Here is a 22,541-nt window from a genome sequence, read left to right as displayed (position 1 = left end):
TTCCTATCCAATATCCCCTTACATGTAAAAACTTTTCCGGTGTTACCCTTTGTTTACCGCTTTAGCGTTAGGATTGCTATTGGGAAATTCCCAAGCCAAACACAGGAGGAGAAGATGACGATTAGTTCAGATTCTCTTTACGGAGCGTCTTTGGGCGCATCGTATAGTTACGGTACTAGCAGTTCCGCTACATCTGAGTCCTCTTTCGTAGAAGCGTTGCTTACTTCTATGGATAGCGATTCAAGCGGATCAATCGATAGTACCGAGTTTAGTAGTGCCGCTTTGGCGCTTTCCATCAGTGACGAAAGTGCTATCAGTAGTGCTTTTACTGCTATGGATAGCGACGGAGACGGTTCCGTTAGTTTTGACGAGTTGAACTCTACGCTAGCGCAAATGTCTTCTTCGGCGGCAGGTTCTATGCCCCCACCTCCGCCGCCTTCATCCTCGTCTGAGCACGATACCGGATTGAGCGAAGAGGAGATGACTTCTTTATTGAAAGAGGTTTCCTCTACGGACGATCCTTTGGCAGATTTGCTCTCTTCGGTGGTCGAAAATTTTGACGCCGCCGATGCCGACGGAGACGGAAAAGTGACGTTTGCCGAAGCGATGAGTTATCAGCAATCGAGCGAATCGAGCACCGATACGACAAAGATGAGTACCGTATCTGCGGCAGGAGGCACGCCCCCGCCCCCACCGCCGCCTTCTTCTTCTGAGGAAGAGAATACGGGCTATACCGAAGACGAACTTTCGGCTATGGCAAATGACGTTTCTTCGACGGATAGTGCTTTATCTTCGCTTTTTGAGACGCTGGCTTCGAACTTTGACGATGCCGATGCCGACGGCGACGGTAAGGTAAGTGCCGCAGAAGCGCGTGCTTATCGGGATTCGCAAAACTCAAGCGATACGACGACAAATACTTCCGAGGTAGCTTCTACGCAAGAGCGTACGATGGATCGCAACGACGAGATGATGAAAACGCTTTTAGCGCAAATCATTTCCAACTATGCTTCTCAAAATACCTTGTCGGGAACGTCCGTTAGCTTTAACGCTTAGTTTAGGAACCGCGCTCTAAGCAAAGCGCGGTTTTTGTGTTACTCTTCATTTACTTGCGCTTTGCTATAATCAAACCATGATTAAGATTTTAATGATCGAAGACGACGTCGAATTGGGACAACTGCTTCAAAACGCGCTTGAGAAAGAGCACATCGAAACGCTCTTGACATGTACGCCTTTGGAAGGACTTGTCGCGTTGCAAAACGAAAATTTCGATGCTTTGGTGCTGGATCTCTCCTTGCCGCAAATCGACGGACTTGAAATTTGCCGTATCGTTCGCGAAACGTTTCCTTCCCTTGCGATCATCATCTCTTCGGCACGCTCCGATATGAACGACAAAGAGATGGGTTTTGCGCGGGGCGCGGACGACTTTTTACCCAAACCTTACGATCCTAGAGAATTAGCGTTTCGCTTACGGGCTATTTTACGCAGAGGCACGACGAACGGTACGCATCAGGAGGCGACATGTCAAACGTTTTGCATCGATGAGGAACGTCATACGATCACGCGAGCCGATCGCGAGCTTCGTTTAACCATGGCGGAATACGACATCGTTTCGTACATGTTAAAAAAAGAGGGTTTTGTGATTTCCAGAGAGGAGTTACTGCTCAATATCGGTTCGATCAAATATGAGAGCAGTCTAAAAAGTATCGACGTGATTATGGGTAGAATTCGCCAGAAAATAGGCGAGGATCCTAAAAAGCCCCGTTTTATCGTCTCGGTAAGAGGAGTCGGGTATAAATTCGTCAATGCGTAAAGCTTCTATCTTAACGCTTATCTGCATCTTTTTTGCCTTAACGTTCACGGTCATTAACATCGCTTTAATGATCGAATACAAACGCCAGCAAAGCGATTTGCGGTACTTTACGTTTCAGCGTTTTATTATGGCGGTTAAAATCTTACACGATCATCCCGACGATCAAGACGCGTCACTCGCAAAACTCGGCGTTCGTATCTCTTTGCTCGATAAGCACTTGCTCGATAACGTGGGAGAAAAACTCTTGGAAGACCCGTTTTTCCATATGGTACTTTTTGAAAAGCGGCTCTTTTTCGTTCCCAATCCCCCTCCGCCGTCTCCGCCTTTTGCGAAAGAACATCCGATGCCTTTTGATGCGCCCATGAAACCGAGGTTTGCGGAAGAGTCGGTTTTGGAAAATACCGAAAGCTACTCGCCGTATCGCTTATGGATTTTAGGCGGCGTGATTAATGTTTTATTGCTTCTTTTTTTTACGATGGTACTTCAAAAGCTGCTTCGCTTGCGACAGCTGAAAAGCGACATCCGGTATGTGGGCGAACGAAAAAAATTTCACCCTATTGCGATTGAAAGCGAAGACGAGTTAGGCGAAATCGCGGTCGAATTTAACTTGGCGATGGAAAAGATTCACATGTTAAAAGAGGCACGAACGCTTTTTTTACGCAATATCCTTCACGAACTCAAAACGCCGATTATGAAAGGGAAACTACTCTCAAACACTTTGGAAAACAATCAAAAACAAGAACAGATGGAGCGTATTTTCGAGCGTTTGGAAACGCTTTTGGGCGAAATGGTAAAAATCGAGAAGTTAAGTTCCAACGAATGGGTGCTCGAAGCTAAGGAGTATCGTTTGGTGGACGTGCTCGATCATGCGATGGATTTACTGTTGTGCGATACGAAACGCATTCACTTTCGCTATCACGAAGAAGCCCCTTTGATCAACGTCGATTTTGAGCTCTTTGCGACGGCGGTCAAAAACTTGCTTGACAACGCTTTGAAACATTCGTGTGAAGCGATTGAAGTGGATGTCGACGCACACGCTTTAACGGTGGGAAGTTTCGGCGAAGCTCTTTTGGAGAGTTGTCGCGATTTTTCGCGTCCGTTCAACCGCACGACGGAAGGAGCGAGCAACGGCTTGGGACTTGGTTTGTACATCGCAAACGCGATTGTCGAAAAACACGGGTTTCGTTTGAGTTATCTTTACGCGGAAGGGCAGAATTTCTTTACGATTCATTTTGATACCTCGGTATCATAACCGAGGCTTTTTAGATTTTAGACGATGTCTTTGAGTTTTTCTCTTAAAACAAATGCGGTAAAAGGCTTGACGATATAATTATTCACGCCTTCTTTGATTGCGGTAAGGACTTCTTGCTTGCCGCCCTCGGTCGTTACCATAATAATCGGCGTTTTTTTATACTCTTCCATCGCTCGGAGTGCTCGTACCAAATGCAGTCCGTCCATTCGCGGCATATTCCAGTCGGTCATAATCACGTCGAATTTTTGATCTTTCGCTTTTTCCAGTGCATCGATTCCGTCTTCGGCGGCTGTGGTCGTATAGCCGATACTGTTGATGGTATTGCACAAAATTCTACGCATGGTTGAGCTATCGTCAACAACTAAAAAATGCATCGAGGTATCCTTTAAACTGAGTTTTGATGTTTGTAAGCAAAAAGCGTTCACTCTTTTAAATTATATAAAATTTTTGGTATATGTTTACTATATTAATTAAAGATTGCATAAAGATTTTTTTGATGTGAGGTAAAAAAACGGGAAATGACACATTGTTTATGAAATCGGAGTACAATGCGATTTTATTTTTCAGCAAGGAGAAAAAAAGAGATGTTCAAACGTTTCTTAGCGATTTTAGTCAGTCTTTTAGTGTTAAGTTCAGGCGTTTATGCAAGCGGTAGCGCTACAAGCGATACGGTTCAAACCAAAAAACATACGGTTAAAGAAAAAGCCCATAAAGCACCTCAAAAAAACGTCAAACATGCAACGCATTCCGCATCAAAAGTTGCATCGAAAAATACGCCCAAAGCTCATAAACCAACGCAAAAATCTTCCAAACAAGCCTTAGCTGCGGCTAAGAAAAAGAGCGCAAAAAGCCATAAGAGCGCAACCGTTTCTTAAGCAAATTAAACCGTTTAGAGTTTTCGTTTTTAGAAAAACTTCAAACGGTTTTTTTAAGCAAACTCACTGTAAAATCCTCTCAATGCACGACGTCTAAGGCTTAGACAAACATAATCGCAACAACCATACTTTATGACTTCTTTTATGTTTTTCCCCACTTCGTGCCACTTTACATGTAAGGATCTTTTATGCAAAGAAGAACGTTTATGAAAGGCTGTGTAGCACTAGGGGCTAGTTCGGTCATCCTCCCTCAGGTTTCGATTTTAGAAGCGAGCGAGCCAAAGTCAAAAACACGTATTTTTTTCGTCAAAAACAGTTATAACCTCAAACACGAAAACAAAAACGGTTTGACTAAACTGTGGGTTCCGCTTCCTCAGGAGACAAGTTATCAAAAAGTGAGCGATTTTAAATTTAGCTCCAATGCCACAAACGCTTATGTGACCGACAAAAATGCTTATAAAGCTCGAACACTTTACGCTGAGTGGAAAAATGGCGGCGAAAAAGTGCTTGAAGTCACTTACACCATCACAACCAATGAGCGCAACGCTGATCTTAGCAAAGCAACCGCTTCTACCAAATACCCTAAAGATGTCGCACACTACCTCAAACCAACGGCGCACATCCCAACGAGCGGTAAAGTCAAAGAGTTAGCGCTTAAAATCACCGCGGAGGCTAAAACACCTCTTGATAAAGCCAAAGCGATCTACGCATGGGTCACTGAGAATATGTACCGAGACAACGCTGTTGTAGGTTGTGGCGTGGGTGATGCAGGCAAAGCGATCGAGCAGAACATCATGGGTGGAAAATGCACCGACATCAGCTCTGTTTTTGTAGCACTTCTTCGAAGTGTGGGCGTTCCTGCGCGTGAGATCTTTGGTATCCGTTTGGGCAGTTCTCGCTACTCCAAAGCGTGCGGAAGCAGTGATGAAAACGGACTCGCGAAGATCACGGGAGGCGAGCATTGTAGGGCAGAGTTTTACCTTGATGGCGCGGGTTGGGTTCCATGCGATCCTGCCGATGTCGCAAAAGTCATCTTGACCGAGAAAATGACGCTGAACGACCCACTCATCAAAGAGGTTCGTGAGTATTTCTTCGGCAACTGGGAGATGAACTGGATGGGTTACAACACCGCGCGTGACTTCGTACTTGCCCCAACGCCAGCGCAAAAACCACTCAATATGTTTGGCTACCCGTACGCGGAAGTGGAAGATGATGTCTTAGACTACTACGCACCAGCGGCATTTGCGTACAGTTTTGTCTCACAAGAAAAACTCTAAGCGATGAAAAAAGAGATTCTAGGCGTACTAACAGCGCTCCTTTCAGCCTTTGCGGCAACCGCATGCTGTCTGCCTCCACTGCTGTTTTTACTCTTTGGAATCTCGTTTGGGTTTCTAAGTTTCTTAGAAATCCTCACACCCTTTCGCATACCGCTCTCCTTGTTATCGCTCTTTGTTTTGTGGCTTTCATGGCGCTCTTACGCGCATCATACGTTTACATGTAATCCTCAAAAGAAAAAGTGTTATGTGTGGTTTTACTCGATTATTCTAGGGTTGATTGTCGTGATATTGCTCTATCCTGAATGGGCAAATCTTTTTATTGAGGATGCAGAATGAAAAAATGGTTGATACTCCTTTTACCGTTGATGCTCTTTGCCAAAGAAGAAGTGGTCATAAAAGTGGCTGAAATGCACTGTCCTTTGTGTACAACGGCGGTCAAAAAAGCATTGAAAAGCGTTGAGGGTGTTGAGTCATCCAAAGTAACGTTAGAGACAAAATTAGCAGTAGTCATTGCCAAAGATGGCGTTAAAGATAAGACGTTTTTAGATGCTGTGAAAACGACGGGGTATGAGGGTGTGGTTGTGTCTCGTAAGCAGTTGAAAGAGTAGGTTACTTTTTTCTTTACATGTAAAAGATTTATGGTTCAATTTTATTAAAGTAGTTTGCACTTTATTCTGTTAAGATTTAAAATGATATAAACCAGCCTCTTTAATTAATGGTGACAATTTTTTAATACTAACATCATCGTAATACCAAATAAGATATGTATAGTCCCAACTTTCTTCAATTACGCAATTTAAAGATGGAATTAATAATTTATCGAATTTATCACCAGGTTTATTCATTGCTTTTTCATATGTTAATATAATTAAATCTACAGATTTTAATAATTTTATAGAAAAATTATTTTCTATTTTATAGACCTCATATTTTTTAAATATTAATCTAAGCAAATGATTAAATTTTTCCCATTCATCAATGGTGACTTCATCAAGTTTATATGCGTTTTCAATTCCTAACCAAGAAGACCATAAAGTAATCGCTTCTTTTTTACAATTAGGATTTGGTTCAAAATATGCATTATAAAATTTTTCAATATCAATGCTCAATTATAAATCTTTCATATAAGAAAATTTGAGAAAATAAATCTTAGCAAAAAAACCATTTAAACAATCTCTCTTATGTCTCTATCCACATTCACGTGCTAAACTTTCACAAGCCATAAATTCTGGTCAAACTTTTTACATGTAAAGAGGCACATCATGAGTGAATATGCTTTTCTTTTAGCGATAGCGACGGTGTTTATATTGGGGACGATGAGTCCGGGACCTAGTTTTATTTTGATTGCCAAAACGGCTGTTTCAAAGTCTCGCAAAGAGGGATTTGGGGTGGCGATTGGTTTAGGAATGGGCGCTGTTGTTTTTTCGCTTTTAGCCATTTTTGGGCTCTATGCTATTTTGAAAACCGTGCCTTTTTTGTATGGCGCTTTAAAAATCGTAGGAGGCATGTACCTTGTCTATTTAGCCTATAAAATGTGGAAACACGCCGATACGCCTTTAGAGACCAAGCTGAGCTTAGAGCAAAAACCCAAGAGCTTTGCCAAAGCCATTCTTTTTGGGTTTGCAACACAGATGAGCAATCCAAAAACCGCCATCATCATCGGAAGTATTTTTGCCGCTTTGCTTCCCCAAGAGATACCGCCTTTTGGAACGCTGTTTGTCTGTCTCATCGCATTTATCATTGATGTTTCATGGTACTCATGTGTCGTAGGGCTGTTATCAACGCAAAAAGCCCAAAAGATTTATTTACGCACTAAAAAGTACATCGACAGAGTTGCAGGAAGTGTATTGGGCGCTTTAGGTCTTAAGTTGGCGTTGGATAGGGCGTAGAGAAGCAAGACGGCGTTATTATTGCACGCCGTCTTCTTAAACATTAGTCTTTTTTGTAAGCGTTTCTAGGAGCAGCTTTTGGGGCACGTCCTGCGTCAGAGCGTGGTGCGCTGGGTCTGTCGGCTCTTGGAGCGCGTGGCGGTCTGCTATCATTACTATCACGTGTTCCTTTGTATCCGCCGCCTTCGCGTGGGGTTGAACTGCTTCCCTCTTTTGCAAACGGGTTACGGCTTTCGCCTCTTGGAGGACGCGCGTCTTTGCTTCCGCCATCACGTGAACCTTTGTAACCGCCGCTATCGCGTGAACCGCCCTCACGACTACCTCTGTAGCCGCCGCCCTCACGTGAAGAACTTCGGTATCCGCCGCTTCTGCTATCGCGTCTACCGCCGCTTCTTCCGCGACTGTTTTCACGCTCTTCGATGTTTTTGACGACGTTTTCGAGTGTTTTTTTATCCAAGCCGATTTTATCCGGTCCTACGGGACTGTTTTCTCTTAGGAGGTTAGAGAGTAGTTTAAGCGCGATTTGCGACATATCCATCTCTTCTTCCAAAAGGGCTAAAAGTTTGCTTGCGCTGTCGTTAACTTCGGCATTTTTGATTTCGTCGGCAATTTTGACGAGCTTGTTTTCTTTAACGTCTCGAAGGCTTGGAACCATTCTATGTTCCATTTTTGAGCCGACTTTTTTGCCGATACGTTGCATCGAGTGAAATTCGATCGGCGTTACGAGCGTAATCGCCGTTCCTTTTTTACCCGCACGTCCGGTTCTGCCGATGCGGTGAACGTAGCTTTCCGGATCAAAAGGCATATGGTAGTTGAAAACGTGGCTGATGTCGGCGACGTTCAAACCGCGAGCGGCGACGTCGGTTGCGACTAAAATTTCGATTTGGGAATTACGAAAGCCCTTAATGACGCTTTCGCGTTGGTTTTGTTCCATATCGCCGTGTAAGCCTTTAGCCGCATGTCCTACTGCCATCAGTTGTGTTGAAAGGCGGTCGACCTCTTTTTTCGTGCGACAGAAAACGATGGCTTTTTCAGGCTCAAGCGCATCTAAAAGACGAATCATCGCATCGTCTCTTTCGTATTCGTTAATAACGTAATAGAGTTGTTCGATGTCTTCATTCGTCGTGTGGTCTTTGGGCGTAATGCTCACAAATTGCGGTTCGTGCAAAATCTTGGTTGCAAGACGTTTGATGGGATCGGGCATGGTTGCTGAAAAAAGAAGGGTTTGACGTTCTTTGGGAAGGTAGGTAAAAATCTCTTCGATGTCTTCTAAAAAGCCCATATCGAGCATTTCGTCGGCTTCGTCTAAGACAACCATTTTAGGGGCAAAACCGGGTAATTTACCGTTTTTGAGAAGATCAAGCATTCGTCCCGGAGTAGCGACGATGACGCTAGCGCCTTTTTCGATCAAACCGATTTGACGGGAATAGGAGCTGCCTCCGTAAATCGTGACGGTTTTAATACCGCAAAAACGACCGAGCGAATAAAGCTCGTCGCTGACTTGCGTCGCAAGTTCACGCGTAGGGGTGATAACTAAAAGTTGGACTTTATTAAGGTGCGCATCGATCATACTCATGGTCGGAAGACCGAATGCCGCGGTTTTACCCGTTCCGGTTTGGGCTTGTGCGACGATGTCGTGACCTTGGAGAACCAAAGGAATGGCTTGTTGTTGAACGGGACTCGGTTCTTTAAAACCGGCCTCGGTAATGGCTTTGAGAATATCTTGGTGTAAACCGAAAGATTCAAATGTTTGCATAATGTATTTCCGTTGTGATTAATTTTTCAAAACAAACTTAAAGTGCGGCGCGGCACAAACTCGTATACATAAAAATTTAATGGGGAGCAACCCGTCAATATCGTATGTAAAAACCTACATACTCACTGAGGATATCCCAAATCCGGTAGGTTTTTGTTGAAGTTCTTTTTTCTTGAAGTCTTGAATTGGAGACATTATAGTGAAAATAGATTAAAACGAGGTTAATACTTTTTTTAAGGTATACCGCTAAACTTCGAGAAACGCTCGTCGTACCGAAACGATCTTAGCATCAATCGATGTTTTAGGTAAGATCGTTTCGGTGTCGTACGAGGTGCTTTAGAGGTTGACGACTTCGACCTTGATCGACTTAAATGCCGCCGTCAGCGTGAAGACGTCGCATCGATCGCCGAAGAGTCGGTTGATGTCGGCATCGGCGTGATGAAAAGTACAAAAAAGCGTTTTGGGTCGAACTTTGTCGGTCAACTGAACTTTTAAAGGCGCACTTTGTCCAAATTCGGTTTTTAAGATGACTCTTTCGCTTTTAAAATCCGCCGCATCGGCTTCATTGACCAAGAGCACCGTCTCCTCGTAACGTTTGGCGAGTTTTTCGCAACGCAACGTCTGCGAAGCGTTGTTGTACAGAGCAAGCGTTCGTCCGGTCGTCAAATAATAACCGCTTAAACGCTTTTCATGCAACGCTTCGACCATGCCTCGAAGTTCGTACGCGTGGTAATGAAAACGTCCGTAACCGTCTTCGGTACGAAAATCGAGCTGGTGTAAAATCGGCGTGTCTTCAGTATGAACGGGCCATTGCAGACCTCGTACGCGGTGTCGCTCAAGTCTGTTGTAACTCGCACCCGAAAAACGGCGGTATGCCACTTCGCGCACTTCGTCCCATATCTGTTTCGAATCGGCGTAGGCATACGTTCCTTTGATCTTTTTTTCTAACAGCTGGATCACTTCCCAATCGTCGGGAAGATCGGTTCGCACCAAGGGTTGCGAAAGGTGCAGGCGTCTCATGGCGTTGATGTAAACGCCCGTTTTTTCATAAGCGGATTTGACGCCTACGACGATGTCGGCGCATTCGGCGATTTTCGTCATAAAGAGTTCTTGCACGAAGATCAATTCGGTCTTTTGAAGCGCTTTTTCGATTTTAGCGGTATTGGGATGAACATGTGTTAAATCTTCGCCCATATTGATCACGGCTTTGATGCGCCCGTCGATCATTTCGTCGATCAATTCGGGCGTCATCAATCCGATCTCGTCGGGTATTTGGTAATCGGGAGCGTAATAGGGCAACATCCCCATATCACAGGCGCCTTGAACGTTGTTTTGTCCGCGAAGCGGCATCAGTCCCGCTCCTTGCTTGCCGATATTTCCCGTCATCAACGCCAAATGCGTGATTGCCATAACCGCAAACGATCCGTCGACATGTTCGGTCACGCCCAAACCCCAAAAAATCATCGATTTTTTGAGTGCGTATTCGCGTGCGACTTTCGGGATCATCTTGCTCAAATACTCGTACCCTTCGAGCTTTTCGAAGTATTTCGGATTGGCGAACGGGTCGTTTAAAATACGCTCTTTAAAGTCGTTAAAACCCAGCGTCCGATCGGCGATAAAATGTTCGTTGTAAAGCTCTTCGGTGATAATCACGTACGCCATCATATTTAAAATCAGCAAATTGGCTTCGTGCGGAATAATGCCTTTGTACTTTGCCAAACGGTGCAAGGTAATCTCTCGGACGTCGAACACCGCAAGGTTGTCGTGCTTGGTCGCCATATCGACGATGCGGTTGGAGATGATCGGGTGCGCTTCGGTAGTGTTAGAGCCGATGACGACGATAAATTCGGCATGGTAAATGTCGTTATACGGATTGGTCGCCGCACCCTCGCCGATGGTCGTTCGCATACCTTTAAGGCTAGGAGAGTGGCAAATGCGCGCGCAGTTATCGACATGCGGCGAACCGAGCGTAAAGCGCGTAAATTTTTGTAAAAGATAGGAGCTTTCACATGAGGTTCGCGCTCCTCCGATCGCACAAATGCTTTTGTTACCGTAGCGTTTTTGCACTTCTTGGAGTTTCATCGCGCACGCCGTCGTAGCACCCTCCAAGTCGGTTTCAAACCACGTTTGATCGAGCGATTGGAGCCTTGAGGCTATCGCTTGGGCGATTTTTGGGTTCTCTTTTAAAAACTTTTTTTTAATACGCGGCACTTTGAGCCGGTCGGGCGCGTTTAAAAATTCGTAGCCGTACTTGCCTTTGACGCAGAGTTTTCCCTCGGATACCACGCCCTCGGCATGGGCGAAAATACTTTCAATCTGATTGTTTTTGACGTTTGCCGCGATGTCGCATCCCACACCGCAATACGTGCAAACACTGTCGATGACCTCACTGTTTTCCATGTTGTTTTGCCTTCTTCCGCCTGTTATCGTGTGCGAATTATATAAAATCACGCCTAAATCAAAAGCCGCTACGGTGTTATTAATTGGGTTTTGAATACAATACGAAAATGAACTTTTAAAGGAGCGTTTATGATTATTTACATTCACGGATTCGGCTCTAGCGGAGAAGCGAACAAGGCAAAATTGTTGCGTGCGCATTTTCACGAAAAGGGCATTCGCTTTATTGCGCCATCCTTGCCGACGATTCCCGATCTTGCGATTCACACGCTTGACGAATTGATCGAGTCGTATCTCGCGAACGAAACGGTTTATTTGATGGGTTCTTCTTTGGGCGGGTATTACGCGCTTTATTTGAGCGATAAGTACCATCTCAAAGCCGTTTTGATTAATCCCGCGATCAATGCACCCGAAACTTTAGATCGCGCCATCGGACACGGAGTCAATTATTACGATAACTCGGCGTATGAGTGGAACGCTTCACATGTTGAAATGCTAGAGAGTTACGAGATCGAAGAGCCCGATCTCAAAAACCTCTTTGTCTTGCTTCAAAAAGGCGATGAGGTGCTCGACTACGAAGAGGCGTTTGATGTTTTAGAGGGAGCGAAGATGATTGTCGAAGAGGGCGGCACTCACAGTTTTGAGGGACTTGAGCGCCACTTTGAGGCTATTCAACGCTTTTTCGGCGTCGCTTTAAAAGTGTAATATTGTTGAGCAATTTAACCGCATAAAGCGTCAAAACGGTTCCTAAAATGATAAAGACGTCCAGCTTCTCGTCCAAAAAGAGCGCACTTAAAATAATAGCGGAGAAGGGCACGAAAAAGACGAACGAACTCACTTCCGCGGCACCGAGTTTTTCAATGCCTAAAAAATAAATGGTATTGGCAAACGTGGACGCGGCGAGTGAAATCAACGCGATATTGATCCAAAAAATACGATCGAACGACGCAAAAGGCAACGCACCGATATCGGCAAAGAAAACCCAATCGAGCACGACGGTAACGACATACATGTAAAACGTAAACACGATCGGCGAAATCTTGGTCGACTTGGAGCTGATAATCGTGAGCACCGCCCACAAAATCGCCGCCAGTAAAAAGTAAAGGTTGTGGATAACCCAGATGTGCGCCGGATCAAACGTCCAGATGTGCAACATCGTTAAAACGCCCAGTGCGCCTATCATCAACGCAAACGCATCTTTGCGCGTGACTTTTTTCGTTCCCAAAATCGCTAAAAAGACAAACGTCAAAATCGGAATCAGCGTCGTAACCATCGCACCGCCCAAAGACGCCGTACCGAATTTCGTGCCGAGATAGTAGTATTTGTTGTATAAAATGAGCGTCACCGAGACCAAAACAACCAAACCGAAGCTTTTAAGGTCGATTTTAAACGAGTGTTTGAGCCAAAGAATGATCGGAACCATCGAAACGGCGGTAATGCCGAAACGCAACCAGATCATCTCGTAAGCCCCGACGTAATGTCCTATGATTTTGACGTTGACCCACGAACCGCCCCACGCGACCATCGCAAGAAAGAGTAAAAAGAAAAAAAGATTTTTATGTGCCATAGCAAGCTCCTTGCGTGAAGTGTACCGTTTTTACATGGAAAAGTTATAGAATAAAATTGCTTTTTTGCAACGTCTTGGGCGAATAGCCGTAGATCTTGCGAAACGCTCGGATAAAATGCGACTGGTCGCTAAAGCCCGCTTCCAACGCGACATGCGAAAGTGCCTCGCCTTGCATCACCAACGTTTTGGCTTTGCAAACGCGCCCAGCGATGATGTACTGATGCGGGGTCAGTCCCGTATGGTTTTTAAACAGCCTGAGAAAATGGTATTTGCTCACATGTGCGGTTTTGGCGAGTGCGTTTAACGTGATGTCCGTTTCGATGTTATCGTGGATGTACTCGATGACCGTCGACATCGCTTTAGGCTCGTGACATGTCGGTGGGTAGGGTGCCGCTTTTCGTGCATAATGCGCGATCAAATAGCCAAGTGCATCGATGAGTCGAGACTCCACGACCATCGCGGCTTCATCGGTGTAAACGGCTTGAAAAAAGGCGATAAGATGTCTAAAAAGTGCTTCGTCTTCGATGATATGTCGCTCGAAAATCGGCATCTTTTTCTCACCGTACATCTGCTCGTACAGCGTGCTTAAAAGCTCGGCGTCGGGATAAAAATTGGTGTACTGCCACGCATGCGACTCTCCGCCGTGAATTTCGCCCGGATTGATAATGCGCGCGGTGTGTTCGTACACCGGAATAATTCGATGCTCGTAATGCGACGTAAATAACCCTCGGTGCGTGAGTCCGATCGTGTAGGTGTCGTGAAAATGGAACGCGAAGTTATCGGTCGAATCGGCGATATTTTCAAACGCCGTATCGCTAAGAAGTGGAAGTTTCATAGCACAAGTATAACGCAATTTTGCACGTTAAAATAGTACAAAATTGCGCATCGTTTAGTAATGCGTAAATTTAACGGCTTGGGCTTTGCCTTCGATGCCGTTCAGTCGATTCCACGAGACACCGAGCTTTTCGTAGCGTACGAAGATGAGCGCGTCTGCACCTTTTTTGAGGGCTTCTTCTTTGAGCTTGGCTTCAACGTCGGCTTGTTTGGGCTCGTCTCCCCACGGGTTGAGTTTGGTGACGCTAGCACTCACTTCGCCCATGTTTTTATACGGGCGATCGGCAATATCAAGCTCGTACATCAAAACCGTCGGTTGTAATTTGAAATGAACATCTGCCGCTTTTGCCTCTTGTTTAGCGGGTTCGGGTGCTTTTTGACTCCAAAAATTCCAATTCATACTGCACCCTGAAAAAAGAGCGACACCTACGATCATTGCCATCCATTGTTTCATTCACTGCTCCTTAAAATTCTTACGATAGTCTAGCAAAACTGTGTTAATGTTTGACATGTCAACACGTTTTGGTATCTGCATCAGCCATTTTATCCTATAATTGTACCGATAAGACTTCTTTCATCATTTTTGAAAAGAGAGACCATGCAAAACGTGATTCTGGCTATTGCCAAACAGGCTATCCAAGACGGCTTAGAGCACACTTCGACGATCGATACCAGCGCACTGCTCAAACAAAACCCCGAATTTGCCGAAGCGAAAGCGACGTTTGTGACCCTCACTCTGTACGGACAACTTCGCGGTTGTATCGGCTCGCTCGTTGCACATCGACCTTTTTTAGACGACCTCATACACAACGCCAAAGCCGCGGCATTTGATGACCCGCGTTTTTACCCGCTGAGCCCTGAAGAGTTTTTACATGTCAAGATCGAAGTCTCCCTTTTGAGCGCACCCGAAGCGGTTGCGTACCATGACATCGAAGAGTTGAAGTCGAAAATTTGCGTGGGTGAGGACGGCATCATCTTGCAAAAAGGGACGCGAAAAGCGACCTTTTTACCCCAAGTGTGGGAACAACTGCCCGACTTTGAACTTTTCTTTTCACACCTTTGCCAAAAAGCGGGACTGGAAGCAGAGTGTTTAGAAAAGCATCCCGATATTTGGCGTTACAAGGTTGAAAAGGTAAAATAATGACCTACTTTAAAGCGGAAGGTTCTCGTCTGGTGTGCTTGCTCTGCGCGCATTATTGCCGTCTCAAAGAGGGACAAAGCGGCATCTGCGGCGTGAATAAAAACGTACAAGGCGTCATCCAAAATCTCGTCTACGCTCATCCCGCGGCGTTACATGTAGACCCTGTGGAGAAAAAACCGCTCTACCACTTTTTACCGGGCACGAGGGCACTCTCTTTGGGAACGATCGGCTGTAATTTTAAATGTCCATTTTGCCAAAACTGGAGTATTTCCCAAGAAAAAACCTTACATGTTAAAGAAGCAATCACTCCCGAGCACATCGTAGAAACGGCACTCAAATACGAATGTGCTTCCATCGCGTACACCTACAACGAACCGAGCATTTTTTATCCGTATGCCCACGACATCGCTCTTTTAGCGCATCAAAAAGGCATCAAAAACATTTTTGTAACCAACGGATTTGAATCCTCTGAAGTCATCGACGATATGAAAGGCGTCATCGACGCGGTCAACGTCGATCTCAAATCGTTCAACCGCGATTACTACCGTAAAGTCCTCGGCGGCTCGTTGGACGTCGTTTTGGAAAACCTCAAACAGTTCAAACGAAACGGTCTTTGGGTTGAAATCACGACGCTGATCATTCCGACATGTAACGATTCGGACGCGGAGCTTTTTGCCGTCGCTTCGTTTATCGCTAAAGAGTTAGGCGAAGAGACCCCATGGCACATCAGCGCGTTTCATCCTGATTATCACGAGCTTTCATTGCCTGTGACACCGATGCAAACCTTAGAGCGTGCGCAAACCCTTGGCAAAAATGCAGGGCTTAAACACGTCTACGTCGGCAACGTCGAACGCGAAAATCCGACACGATGCGCGACATGTCAAAACGTTGTAATCGAGCGTCACCGCTTTGAAGTCACGGCAAACTCTTTGATCGAGGGATGCTGTCCAAAATGCCACACCAAACTCGCAGGAGTTTTCGATGAATAAACGAAAATCGGCCGTCGCCGGCATGTTTTACCCCGAAAGTTGCGCTGAAATCCAACGCTATATCGAGCACTTTAATCAAGCAGCCCCCAAGCCGACTTTCGACGTTTCGCCAAAAGCGCTTATCGTGCCGCATGCGGGCTACATTTACAGCGGCTACACCGCCAATCTTGCCTACCGCTATGCCGCTTTAAAATGCCCCGACATCAAACGTGTCGTGGTCATCGGTCCTAGTCATCGCGTTTACATCGCCGGTGCTTCCGTCGCGTTGTACGAGGCGTATCACACGCCCTGCGGCGAACTGGAAATCGACCTTACGTACGCTCATACGCTCCAAAAAGAGTTTGCTTTTTTAGATTTTCACTCCAATGCACACGAAGAGCACTCCACCGAAGTGCAGATGCCCTTCATCCGTCACTACTTCAAACACGCTAAAGTCATCGAAATCGTCTACGGCGACCTTGCGCATACGGAGCTCTCACGCCTCATCGACACCGTGCTTTGCGAAGAGCAAACCTTGCTTGTCATTAGCACCGATTTAAGCCACTTTTACACGCAAGAACGCGCCAACGCGCTCGATCAAACGTGCATCGATGCTATTTCACGGCTTAGCCTCCAAGGTCTCTCGCACGGCTGTGAAGCCTGTGGACTCACGGGCGTGAAAGCACTGGTGCAAAGTGCGCCAAACTTCGGACTTAAACCCTACTTTTTAGACTATCGCACCAGTTTTGATCGCACCCAAGACGCCTCGCGCGTGGTAGGCTATGCCTCGTTCGTAGTGGGGTAATTACACTATCGGCACGTAAATCTCAGTCCGCAAGTTCTCAGGTTTCGTGCGTCTTGGGTCGCGGTTGAGGTACTTTTCAAATAAAGGCGCATCACGAAGCCCAATACCTTCACTCACCACCCAATCCATAATCTGCGCATATGTCGCTTTTAGGTTTTCATACGCACCTTTATGCAAAAACACCGCACACTTTCCGCCCTCAAGCACCTTTTTAAAGACTTCGCCTTTGACCTCAATGCTCTCATCTTCACAGGTAATGCACGCATCGTAGCGCAGTAAATTTTGCTCAACTAAACTTGGGTTATCGTGCCCGATACCAAAGTGCATCGTCGCTTTGCCCATAATATTTTGATGAAACTTCATTTTTTGCTCATACGCAAACGCCATCAAAACACTCCACGCCTCGCACGAAGAAGTTTCATACGCTCCTGTTTTTCGCACATAAAAAACACTCAAAGGCTTAAAATCGACCATCGTAGGTTTTAGCATCACAACTCCTTTGTTCGCTTTGAGCTGAGCCGCATACATGCGCGGACTCATGCCAAAACGGTTTTTGAACGCTTTGCTAAACGAGGCATTGGTTTCAAACCCACACGAGAGTGCCACATCAGTGATCTTAGGCTCAGTTTTGAGCTTCCACGCCGAATATACCAGCCTCACCCGAGCAATAAAATCGCCGATGTTTTCTCCCGTAACCGCTTTGAAAATGCGATGAAAATGGTACTTTGAAAACCCTGCAATGCGTGAAAGCTCCTCAAGACTCAGTTCTTTGTCCGCATTTTGCTCGATGTAAAAAACAACTTTATACACCAAACGAACGTAATCCTCACGGGTACTCTCTTTCATCTTGCCTCTTTTGCTTTGCGTTTGGGGTATTGTAGAAAAATCGGAGAGATAAAACTACTCCGATATTGCTAAGTTTTGAAATAATATTTAAGTGTTGTTATTATAGAATGAAATCTCCTATAATTAGTCAATAGAAGGTTCTGAATATGGCTATTTTTATGATTGTAATGTTTATAGGCTTTCATATCCTCCCCATTTTATTCGCATGGTTCTATTGTAAAGTATTTAGAGCTCCTGCTAGCTATGTATGGTTATTCATTTCCGCTATACCGATACTCATCGCCTCTTACCTTGCATATTATGGTTTGACATGTGGGGCAGGTTGTTTTAGTGGAATTTTTTTTATGATTTCAGTTATTCCTACTGCTATTTTAGTCTTGATTGATAGTTTTATTTTATTTCGAAATTTAGATGTCATTAAAGAAAAATTTCCAAAAATATCATCTACTGCTCTACCAATCATCGCAATCTTAGTCTCGATTTTTATTTTGGCTCCTGCTATTTCAAACGTGATTTCAATAATTGTATTAACTATTTTTAAAAAGGTTGGTATGATTAATGTAAGTCCTATGGGGTTTGCTATTGTTGCTCTTTTGATTAATCTTATTGCATTTTTCTTTGGCTTGCAGTATTGTTTAAAACTCATTAAGGAAAAAATACCTAATTTTGACGCACCTATGACTTTTAAAGTTATCGCACTCATTGTGTCGGGCTATTATTTGATAAGCCTCGGCTATAATGCTTACACTTATTTATATATACCGACAATAAGCAACAATCTATTTCAAACACTAAATATAGGTTCTCAATGTATCTTCTGGATATTGACATTGTTTTATGTTTATAGGTTTTTACATCTTCGCAGAGAGTTATAATTATTCAAAACAAGCAGAGTTTTTCCATTACCTTTTCCCCTCAATATGCACAATCAACTCCTCGATCACATCCACATAATCCTGTGCATTGCCACTTGCTTTGGCGGCTAAAATCGCACCTTCAATCGTTGAGGTGATAAAAAGAGCTAGTTTCGTTGTATCACACGGTTTCATCTCTTGTACTTCAATGGCTTTGTCCAAAATGGCTTTGATATTGGCGCGATAATCCCCGTAAATGGACTTCATCAGCGTATTAAAATCTTCGTCGATGTTGGACATCTCTTGGACGATGTTGGCGATGGGGCATCCGCGTTTGAAGTCGCGCACTGATGTGTCACGCAAGCGTGTGTAAAACTCGTCTAAAAAACCGCTGGTGTAGGTTTCGACGTAGCGGTATTTGTCAGCATTCTTTTTGAGGATCGTCTCTTCGATGGCGGCTAAGGCCATCTCTTTTTTATTGGCAAAGAAATGGTACATGGAGCCTTTGTGGACACCCGCTTTGGCTAAGATGTCGGCAAGTGAAGCCCCTTGGTAACCGTGTGAAAAAACCTCGTCAAAGGTAGCGTTGATAAGCTTATCGCGTGTTGTTTCCATCGTATCGTCCTTATGTTTCTAACGTATTATAGCACAGTTCTTTGAGACTTGACTAATCAGTCAAATTTTGTTAGAATGCGTCTTGACTAAACGGTCAAGTTATCCAGTCGCGTTTAAACGCTCGTATCGACACCATCACTTTCAAAGGAAACATAATGCCATTGATTCAAACGATCAAACCCGAAGATGCCACGGGAGAATTGGCGGAACTTTACGGAAACATTACGGCGATGCGCGGGCGCGTGAGCAATTCGGCGCAAATTTTTAGCGCAAGCCCCGAACTGATCAAACAGCAAATGAGCTTTATCGAATACTACATGTTAAAACAAAAAAGCCTCTCGATGCCTTTGCTAGCCAGCATCCGTATGCTCATTTCCGATAAAAACAGTTGCAGCTACTGTGTCGATATGAACGCTTCCATTCTGATTAACATGTTAGGCTGGACGCCCAAAGAAGTCGAAGCGATGCGCGCCGATCCGCAAAATGCCAAGCTTGAACCCAAAGAAAAAGCGATGCTTCTGTTTGTACTAAAAGCCGTACGAACCCCACACGATGTGGAAGCCAAAGACGTCCAAGCCTTGCGCGATTTTGGCTACAGCGACGGTGAAATTTTGGATGCAACCAATCACGGTGCGCGTATGTCAGCCATCGACATTATCTTCGATGCCTTTAAAATCGAAAAAGATTTTTAACGATTTGGGGGAGATGAGTTTTTTTCCCCTTCTCTCTAAAATGAAATAGGATGTTTCTATCCTTTTAAATTTAAAAACGGCTTGATATGATCGATCACTTCAACCAAATTTTCTTGTAATTTCATGACTTCAAAAATATCTTTGTAAGCCCTTGGGCTTTCGTCAAGAGTTTTAGAGGTGTGATTCGTGACGATCCCTTGCATATCGGTATAAAATTCTCCTAAATCAAGACCGGATAGGGCTTTACTTCGTGACAAAACACGACCGGCTCCGTGCGAGCTTGAAAACAATGCCTCATGATTTCCCTTGCCTCTAACGATAAAAGAGCCGTCGCGCATATTGCCGGGGATAACCCCTAGCATCTCTTTTTCAGCGTGTGTCGCTCCTTTACGGTGAATAACATATCCTTCTTTTAATTCAGCATGGTTATGATTACGGTTGATAAACAAAAGTTCTTTGGGATGCCCCATAAGCCTAACGATGGCTTGTACCATTGCTTTGCGATTAGCCAGTGCAAATGCTAAAGCGCACTCCATATCTAGCAGATAGGCTTTCCCCTGAGGGGTATGGATTTCAAATCCTACATGTGATTCTAACGCAGCTTTTGACGCGGCTTGTATTTTTTTGATGACATAGTTGTGTTTAGCAAGCTCAAATTTTTCAAGATTGCATGCTTTGAATAAAATATTCGCTTCTTCAAATTCTTTTTCAAACTCTTTATGATCAACGCTATTCATCGCCGCTTCATACATGTAATATTCGGCTATCTTTTTTCCAAATCCTCTGCTACCCGAATGAATGACAATCCACACCTTAGCGTCTTTACCTATGCCTAATTCAATAAAGTGATTACCCCCGCCTAACGTTCCAAGCTGGTATTGACCTACTTCTTCATAAAACGCTTGGGCGACAAGTGTGCAAGGAAGAGGCGTATAAGACTGTTTTGTACTATGTTTTTCTATACCTAAAGGAATGGCTTCTAAAATTTTTGCTTTTAATTCCTCTACATGTAAGTCATCTTTGGTCATGTCCAATTTCAGCGCACACATACCGCAACCGATATCATATCCCACATAAGAAGGGAAGACGATCCCTTCGGATTTAATGACGGCTCCAATAGGTAAAGTATAGCCCGTATGAGCATCCGGCATTAAGGCTCCTTGCACGTTACAAGGCAAACTCATTGCTTTTTCAAATTGCGAAAGGGCTTCATTTTCAAGTGCTTCGGCATAGATTTTAACGGATTTCATGGCTAAATTCCTACAATCGTAAAAGATTTGTTTTCGATAACGGCTTTTTCAAGATAGTCGATAAACGTATCGATGATCGTCATAATATCTTGACGTATCAGTGCTATCTCTTGTTCATGCGGATAGGATAGCTTAAAATCTTCATCGTGAATGAGCTCAAAAAGAAATTCAAACCGCTTCTGAAATGCTTCATCGGAGTAACTCATAACTCTATTTTTTTCTTCTAAAAAAAGCGCGGATAATCGTTGAGCACTTTCGCCCGTAAAATCGGTAATCCCATACTCATCGTAAAAATCAAAAGCATTAAAGAGTGCGCTGAATTCTTCAAATACACTCATTTCCAGACGAAGCACGGTATTTTTTTCAACCATATCTCGTTGGATCCAATGTACATTCTTTGTTCCCCAACTAAAACCATAAGCTTCTTGCAAATAGACACATTCATATGTGACTGCTGTTTCAAAATTATCTGCGGCTAAAAGGTATAACGGCATTGTAAGCTCCTCTTTTGAGTAAACATGCAAGGTAGCGGTGGATTTGAACCACCTCCTTCATATCTTGTTTCAATATGACGACCCACGTCTCCATCCTTGCCGTTAAAAAGACACGATCGGTTTTTAACACGAAAAGTATATAATTCTTTTGTGTCATATTCTGTCCACTTGAAAAAAGGCGTCATTATGGGAAAAGTATCATCTACGTATCGCGTGATTGAAATTTTGAAAGCCCTTAATGAGGGTCAAGTTTTAAGTATCGACACCTTGTCTTCTGCGTACGATACTAGTGCACGTTCTATTCGTAGAGATTTTGAGTTGATTAAAGAGATATTTGGAGAGATCCTCATTTCTCCTCAAAAAGGATGCTATCAAGCCGTTGGGAAAATCATTTTGCAAGATACTCTTAACTCCACGGAGTTATATATGCTTAAAAATATTCTCACACTCTCCGACAAATCGCATCTTAATCTTTCTAAAGCCATTGATACTAAAATCAAAAAAGCAATGGTCAAAGAATCAGGTGATTCACCGTATGTCTTTAAGAACAAACCCTATGAAGAAATTTATGAACATAAAGAAAAATTTCGTTTTTTAGAACACGCCATTACCTTTCGCAAAGAAATTAGCTTTACTTACCAAAATGGAGATAAGATCAATACGTTTATCCTAAAACCTTATAAAATTTTGTTTATCAATGAGAACTTTTATCTAGCCAGTGAAGTTCAAAGCAAAAAAATGATCCTTTCGCGTATTGCCATGATAGAAGCACTTTATTATACGGGGCAGATTTTCCATCATAATCCGGACATAATGGAATTTATATATCATATGCAATCTCCTTGGGCAACGTATAAAGAAAATTTTAAACAAGAACTAAAAGAAATTATCGTTCAGATTCCAAAAGAACAAGCCAAATACTTTAAGCTTAAAAAATTTCTTCCCTCTCAAAAGATTCTCCATGAAGATGAAGAGGGTGTACTAACGCTTTCTTACACGGTTACTTCTCAAAATGAAGTCATTACCCTTATCAAGCAATGGATTCCCTACATAAAAATTATCGCTCCTAGTGGTTTATCTTGGATGATGCGAGGGGTGGCGAAAAAGTACTTAGAAAGTTTTGAGAAGTGAGATTTGCAAGAGATCAATACCGTTTAGAATTCAAATAGTATTGAAGGTCTGTTAGGAATTTTAAGGTATAATTTCGCAACTTTTTGAA

26 protein-coding genes are annotated in these 22,541 nt (G+C 43.9%); 15 read left to right on the top strand and 11 right to left on the bottom strand.

The features are described from left to right. Positions 1–114 precede the first annotated feature (114 nt). The 3 genes from OA34_RS07340 to OA34_RS07330 all read left to right on the top strand — a co-directional run bounded on the left by OA34_RS07340 (position 115) and on the right by OA34_RS07330 (position 3,062). Positions 115–1,053, top strand: coding sequence for an EF-hand domain-containing protein (locus OA34_RS07340; protein ID WP_039673889.1), 939 nt, complete (start codon positions 115–117; stop codon positions 1,051–1,053). Positions 1,054–1,144: 91 nt separating this feature from the next. Further along, complete coding sequence (locus tag OA34_RS07335) at positions 1,145–1,810, top strand: response regulator transcription factor (protein ID WP_286682909.1); 666 nt, start codon at positions 1,145–1,147, stop codon at positions 1,808–1,810. Continuing rightward, positions 1,803–3,062: an ArsS family sensor histidine kinase gene (locus OA34_RS07330; protein ID WP_039673884.1), complete on the top strand. Its 1,260-nt coding sequence runs from the start codon at positions 1,803–1,805 to the stop codon at positions 3,060–3,062. Before OA34_RS07335 ends, OA34_RS07330 begins: the two co-directional genes overlap by 8 nt. A 17-nt stretch (positions 3,063–3,079) precedes the next feature. On the opposite strand, the gene OA34_RS07325 is transcribed toward OA34_RS07330, so the two are convergent. Then, positions 3,080–3,436 (bottom strand): response regulator, encoded by a 357-nt coding sequence (locus OA34_RS07325; protein WP_039673882.1) that lies wholly within the window; start codon positions 3,434–3,436, stop codon positions 3,080–3,082. A 210-nt stretch (positions 3,437–3,646) separates the two neighbouring features. Here OA34_RS07325 and OA34_RS07320 point away from each other — a divergent pair, with 210 nt between their 5' ends. The 4 genes from OA34_RS07320 to OA34_RS07310 all read left to right on the top strand — a co-directional run bounded on the left by OA34_RS07320 (position 3,647) and on the right by OA34_RS07310 (position 5,822). Further along, positions 3,647–3,937, top strand: a complete 291-nt coding sequence (locus OA34_RS07320) for a hypothetical protein (protein ID WP_039673881.1) — start codon at positions 3,647–3,649, stop codon at positions 3,935–3,937. A gap of 188 nt (positions 3,938–4,125) precedes the next feature. Then, the gene (locus OA34_RS07315) at positions 4,126–5,214 is read left to right on the top strand and encodes a transglutaminase-like domain-containing protein (protein WP_039673879.1); all 1,089 of its coding nucleotides are present in this window, start codon (positions 4,126–4,128) and stop codon (positions 5,212–5,214) included. 3 nt (positions 5,215–5,217) lie between these two features. Further along, on the top strand, positions 5,218–5,550 hold the full coding sequence (locus OA34_RS13665; protein ID WP_286682908.1) for an aryl sulfotransferase: 333 nt from the start codon (positions 5,218–5,220) through the stop codon (positions 5,548–5,550). Continuing rightward, a complete protein-coding gene (locus tag OA34_RS07310) occupies positions 5,547–5,822 on the top strand; it encodes a heavy-metal-associated domain-containing protein (protein ID WP_039673877.1) in 276 nt (91 codons plus the stop codon). The genes OA34_RS13665 and OA34_RS07310 overlap by 4 nt, the downstream gene beginning before the upstream one ends. Positions 5,823–5,891: 69 nt before the next feature. Here OA34_RS07310 and OA34_RS07305 read toward each other — a convergent pair whose 3' ends face one another. Next, positions 5,892–6,323: a hypothetical protein gene (locus tag OA34_RS07305; protein ID WP_254377211.1), complete on the bottom strand. Its 432-nt coding sequence runs from the start codon at positions 6,321–6,323 to the stop codon at positions 5,892–5,894. A gap of 153 nt (positions 6,324–6,476) precedes the next feature. On the opposite strand from OA34_RS07305, the gene OA34_RS07300 reads away from it, so the two are divergent. After that, complete coding sequence (locus OA34_RS07300; RefSeq protein ID WP_039673875.1) at positions 6,477–7,103, top strand: LysE family translocator; 627 nt, start codon at positions 6,477–6,479, stop codon at positions 7,101–7,103. Positions 7,104–7,146: 43 nt separating this feature from the next. Here OA34_RS07300 and OA34_RS07295 read toward each other — a convergent pair whose 3' ends face one another. Beyond that, the gene (locus OA34_RS07295) at positions 7,147–8,859 is read right to left on the bottom strand and encodes a DEAD/DEAH box helicase (RefSeq protein ID WP_039673873.1); all 1,713 of its coding nucleotides are present in this window, start codon (positions 8,857–8,859) and stop codon (positions 7,147–7,149) included. Positions 8,860–9,195: 336 nt separating this feature from the next. Continuing rightward, positions 9,196–11,259, bottom strand: a complete 2,064-nt coding sequence (locus OA34_RS07290) for a molybdopterin oxidoreductase family protein (RefSeq protein WP_039673871.1) — start codon at positions 11,257–11,259, stop codon at positions 9,196–9,198. A gap of 129 nt (positions 11,260–11,388) precedes the next feature. Here OA34_RS07290 and OA34_RS07285 point away from each other — a divergent pair, with 129 nt between their 5' ends. Further along, complete coding sequence (locus tag OA34_RS07285) at positions 11,389–11,961, top strand: YqiA/YcfP family alpha/beta fold hydrolase (protein WP_039673869.1); 573 nt, start codon at positions 11,389–11,391, stop codon at positions 11,959–11,961. Here OA34_RS07285 and OA34_RS07280 read toward each other — a convergent pair. The 3 genes from OA34_RS07280 to OA34_RS07270 are packed head-to-tail and all read right to left on the bottom strand — an operon-like array spanning position 11,924 to position 14,111. Next, positions 11,924–12,823, bottom strand: a complete 900-nt coding sequence (locus tag OA34_RS07280; protein WP_039673867.1) for a DMT family transporter — start codon at positions 12,821–12,823, stop codon at positions 11,924–11,926. The two genes, OA34_RS07285 and OA34_RS07280, sit on opposite strands and share 38 nt — an antisense overlap. Before the next feature lie 43 nt (positions 12,824–12,866). After that, positions 12,867–13,658 (bottom strand): AraC family transcriptional regulator, encoded by a 792-nt coding sequence (locus OA34_RS07275; protein WP_039673866.1) that lies wholly within the window; start codon positions 13,656–13,658, stop codon positions 12,867–12,869. 54 nt (positions 13,659–13,712) lie between these two features. Next, complete coding sequence (locus OA34_RS07270; RefSeq protein ID WP_039673864.1) at positions 13,713–14,111, bottom strand: hypothetical protein; 399 nt, start codon at positions 14,109–14,111, stop codon at positions 13,713–13,715. Positions 14,112–14,255: 144 nt separating this feature from the next. Between OA34_RS07270 and amrA the strand changes: the two genes are divergently transcribed. Genes amrA through amrB form a run of 3 tightly spaced genes read left to right on the top strand, consistent with a single transcriptional unit; the run spans position 14,256 to position 16,571 of the window. Then, entirely contained in the window at positions 14,256–14,798 is a 543-nt protein-coding gene (amrA, locus tag OA34_RS07265; RefSeq protein WP_039673862.1) for an AmmeMemoRadiSam system protein A, read from the top strand. Further along, positions 14,798–15,787: an AmmeMemoRadiSam system radical SAM enzyme gene (amrS, locus tag OA34_RS07260; RefSeq protein WP_039673860.1), complete on the top strand. Its 990-nt coding sequence runs from the start codon at positions 14,798–14,800 to the stop codon at positions 15,785–15,787. Before amrA ends, amrS begins: the two co-directional genes overlap by 1 nt. Further along, positions 15,780–16,571, top strand: coding sequence for an AmmeMemoRadiSam system protein B (gene amrB, locus OA34_RS07255; RefSeq protein WP_039673859.1), 792 nt, complete (start codon positions 15,780–15,782; stop codon positions 16,569–16,571). Before amrS ends, amrB begins: the two co-directional genes overlap by 8 nt. On the opposite strand, the gene OA34_RS07250 is transcribed toward amrB, so the two are convergent. Then, on the bottom strand, positions 16,572–17,417 hold the full coding sequence (locus OA34_RS07250) for an AraC family transcriptional regulator (protein WP_039673857.1): 846 nt from the start codon (positions 17,415–17,417) through the stop codon (positions 16,572–16,574). 146 nt (positions 17,418–17,563) lie between these two features. Here OA34_RS07250 and OA34_RS07245 point away from each other — a divergent pair, with 146 nt between their 5' ends. After that, the gene (locus OA34_RS07245; RefSeq protein ID WP_039673855.1) at positions 17,564–18,292 is read left to right on the top strand and encodes a hypothetical protein; all 729 of its coding nucleotides are present in this window, start codon (positions 17,564–17,566) and stop codon (positions 18,290–18,292) included. A gap of 27 nt (positions 18,293–18,319) precedes the next feature. Here OA34_RS07245 and OA34_RS07240 read toward each other — a convergent pair whose 3' ends face one another. Then, positions 18,320–18,886, bottom strand: a complete 567-nt coding sequence (locus OA34_RS07240) for a TetR/AcrR family transcriptional regulator (RefSeq protein WP_039673853.1) — start codon at positions 18,884–18,886, stop codon at positions 18,320–18,322. Between the two features lie 155 nt (positions 18,887–19,041). Between OA34_RS07240 and OA34_RS07235 the strand changes: the two genes are divergently transcribed. Beyond that, complete coding sequence (locus OA34_RS07235) at positions 19,042–19,578, top strand: carboxymuconolactone decarboxylase family protein (protein WP_039673851.1); 537 nt, start codon at positions 19,042–19,044, stop codon at positions 19,576–19,578. A 56-nt stretch (positions 19,579–19,634) separates the two neighbouring features. Here the strand turns inward: OA34_RS07235 and OA34_RS07230 are convergent, their stop codons facing one another. Then, on the bottom strand, positions 19,635–20,828 hold the full coding sequence (locus OA34_RS07230; protein ID WP_039673849.1) for an RtcB family protein: 1,194 nt from the start codon (positions 20,826–20,828) through the stop codon (positions 19,635–19,637). Positions 20,829–20,830: 2 nt separating this feature from the next. Next, complete coding sequence (locus tag OA34_RS07225) at positions 20,831–21,322, bottom strand: hypothetical protein (RefSeq protein ID WP_039673847.1); 492 nt, start codon at positions 21,320–21,322, stop codon at positions 20,831–20,833. A gap of 186 nt (positions 21,323–21,508) precedes the next feature. Between OA34_RS07225 and OA34_RS07220 the strand changes: the two genes are divergently transcribed. Continuing rightward, positions 21,509–22,453, top strand: coding sequence for a helix-turn-helix transcriptional regulator (locus OA34_RS07220; RefSeq protein ID WP_039673845.1), 945 nt, complete (start codon positions 21,509–21,511; stop codon positions 22,451–22,453). Positions 22,454–22,541: the final 88 nt, after the last annotated feature.

Origin of the sequence: Sulfurospirillum sp. MES, from assembly GCF_000789415.1 — a bacterium.
Lineage (GTDB): Bacteria > Campylobacterota > Campylobacteria > Campylobacterales > Sulfurospirillaceae > Sulfurospirillum > Sulfurospirillum cavolei.
This window is presented reverse-complemented; position numbering and strand designations above follow the sequence as displayed.

What these genes read in the sequence shown, in the direction of transcription:
- OA34_RS07340 (WP_039673889.1), top strand. Translation starts at nt 115, where the DNA reads ATGACGATTAGTTCAGATTCTCTTTACGGAGCGTCTTTGGGCGCATCG.
- OA34_RS07335 (WP_286682909.1), top strand. Translation starts at nt 1,145, where the DNA reads ATGATCGAAGACGACGTCGAATTGGGACAACTGCTTCAAAACGCGCTT.
- OA34_RS07330 (WP_039673884.1), top strand. Translation starts at nt 1,803, where the DNA reads ATGCGTAAAGCTTCTATCTTAACGCTTATCTGCATCTTTTTTGCCTTA.
- OA34_RS07325 (WP_039673882.1), bottom strand. Translation starts at nt 3,436, where the DNA reads ATGCATTTTTTAGTTGTTGACGATAGCTCAACCATGCGTAGAATTTTG.
- OA34_RS07320 (WP_039673881.1), top strand. Translation starts at nt 3,647, where the DNA reads ATGTTCAAACGTTTCTTAGCGATTTTAGTCAGTCTTTTAGTGTTAAGT.
- OA34_RS07315 (WP_039673879.1), top strand. Translation starts at nt 4,126, where the DNA reads ATGCAAAGAAGAACGTTTATGAAAGGCTGTGTAGCACTAGGGGCTAGT.
- OA34_RS13665 (WP_286682908.1), top strand. Translation starts at nt 5,218, where the DNA reads ATGAAAAAAGAGATTCTAGGCGTACTAACAGCGCTCCTTTCAGCCTTT.
- OA34_RS07310 (WP_039673877.1), top strand. Translation starts at nt 5,547, where the DNA reads ATGAAAAAATGGTTGATACTCCTTTTACCGTTGATGCTCTTTGCCAAA.
- OA34_RS07300 (WP_039673875.1), top strand. Translation starts at nt 6,477, where the DNA reads ATGAGTGAATATGCTTTTCTTTTAGCGATAGCGACGGTGTTTATATTG.
- OA34_RS07295 (WP_039673873.1), bottom strand. Translation starts at nt 8,859, where the DNA reads ATGCAAACATTTGAATCTTTCGGTTTACACCAAGATATTCTCAAAGCC.
- OA34_RS07290 (WP_039673871.1), bottom strand. Translation starts at nt 11,259, where the DNA reads ATGGAAAACAGTGAGGTCATCGACAGTGTTTGCACGTATTGCGGTGTG.
- OA34_RS07285 (WP_039673869.1), top strand. Translation starts at nt 11,389, where the DNA reads ATGATTATTTACATTCACGGATTCGGCTCTAGCGGAGAAGCGAACAAG.
- OA34_RS07280 (WP_039673867.1), bottom strand. Translation starts at nt 12,823, where the DNA reads ATGGCACATAAAAATCTTTTTTTCTTTTTACTCTTTCTTGCGATGGTC.
- OA34_RS07275 (WP_039673866.1), bottom strand. Translation starts at nt 13,658, where the DNA reads ATGAAACTTCCACTTCTTAGCGATACGGCGTTTGAAAATATCGCCGAT.
- OA34_RS07270 (WP_039673864.1), bottom strand. Translation starts at nt 14,111, where the DNA reads ATGAAACAATGGATGGCAATGATCGTAGGTGTCGCTCTTTTTTCAGGG.
- amrA (WP_039673862.1), top strand. Translation starts at nt 14,256, where the DNA reads ATGCAAAACGTGATTCTGGCTATTGCCAAACAGGCTATCCAAGACGGC.
- amrS (WP_039673860.1), top strand. Translation starts at nt 14,798, where the DNA reads ATGACCTACTTTAAAGCGGAAGGTTCTCGTCTGGTGTGCTTGCTCTGC.
- amrB (WP_039673859.1), top strand. Translation starts at nt 15,780, where the DNA reads ATGAATAAACGAAAATCGGCCGTCGCCGGCATGTTTTACCCCGAAAGT.
- OA34_RS07250 (WP_039673857.1), bottom strand. Translation starts at nt 17,417, where the DNA reads ATGAAAGAGAGTACCCGTGAGGATTACGTTCGTTTGGTGTATAAAGTT.
- OA34_RS07245 (WP_039673855.1), top strand. Translation starts at nt 17,564, where the DNA reads ATGGCTATTTTTATGATTGTAATGTTTATAGGCTTTCATATCCTCCCC.
- OA34_RS07240 (WP_039673853.1), bottom strand. Translation starts at nt 18,886, where the DNA reads ATGGAAACAACACGCGATAAGCTTATCAACGCTACCTTTGACGAGGTT.
- OA34_RS07235 (WP_039673851.1), top strand. Translation starts at nt 19,042, where the DNA reads ATGCCATTGATTCAAACGATCAAACCCGAAGATGCCACGGGAGAATTG.
- OA34_RS07230 (WP_039673849.1), bottom strand. Translation starts at nt 20,828, where the DNA reads ATGAAATCCGTTAAAATCTATGCCGAAGCACTTGAAAATGAAGCCCTT.
- OA34_RS07225 (WP_039673847.1), bottom strand. Translation starts at nt 21,322, where the DNA reads ATGCCGTTATACCTTTTAGCCGCAGATAATTTTGAAACAGCAGTCACA.
- OA34_RS07220 (WP_039673845.1), top strand. Translation starts at nt 21,509, where the DNA reads ATGGGAAAAGTATCATCTACGTATCGCGTGATTGAAATTTTGAAAGCC.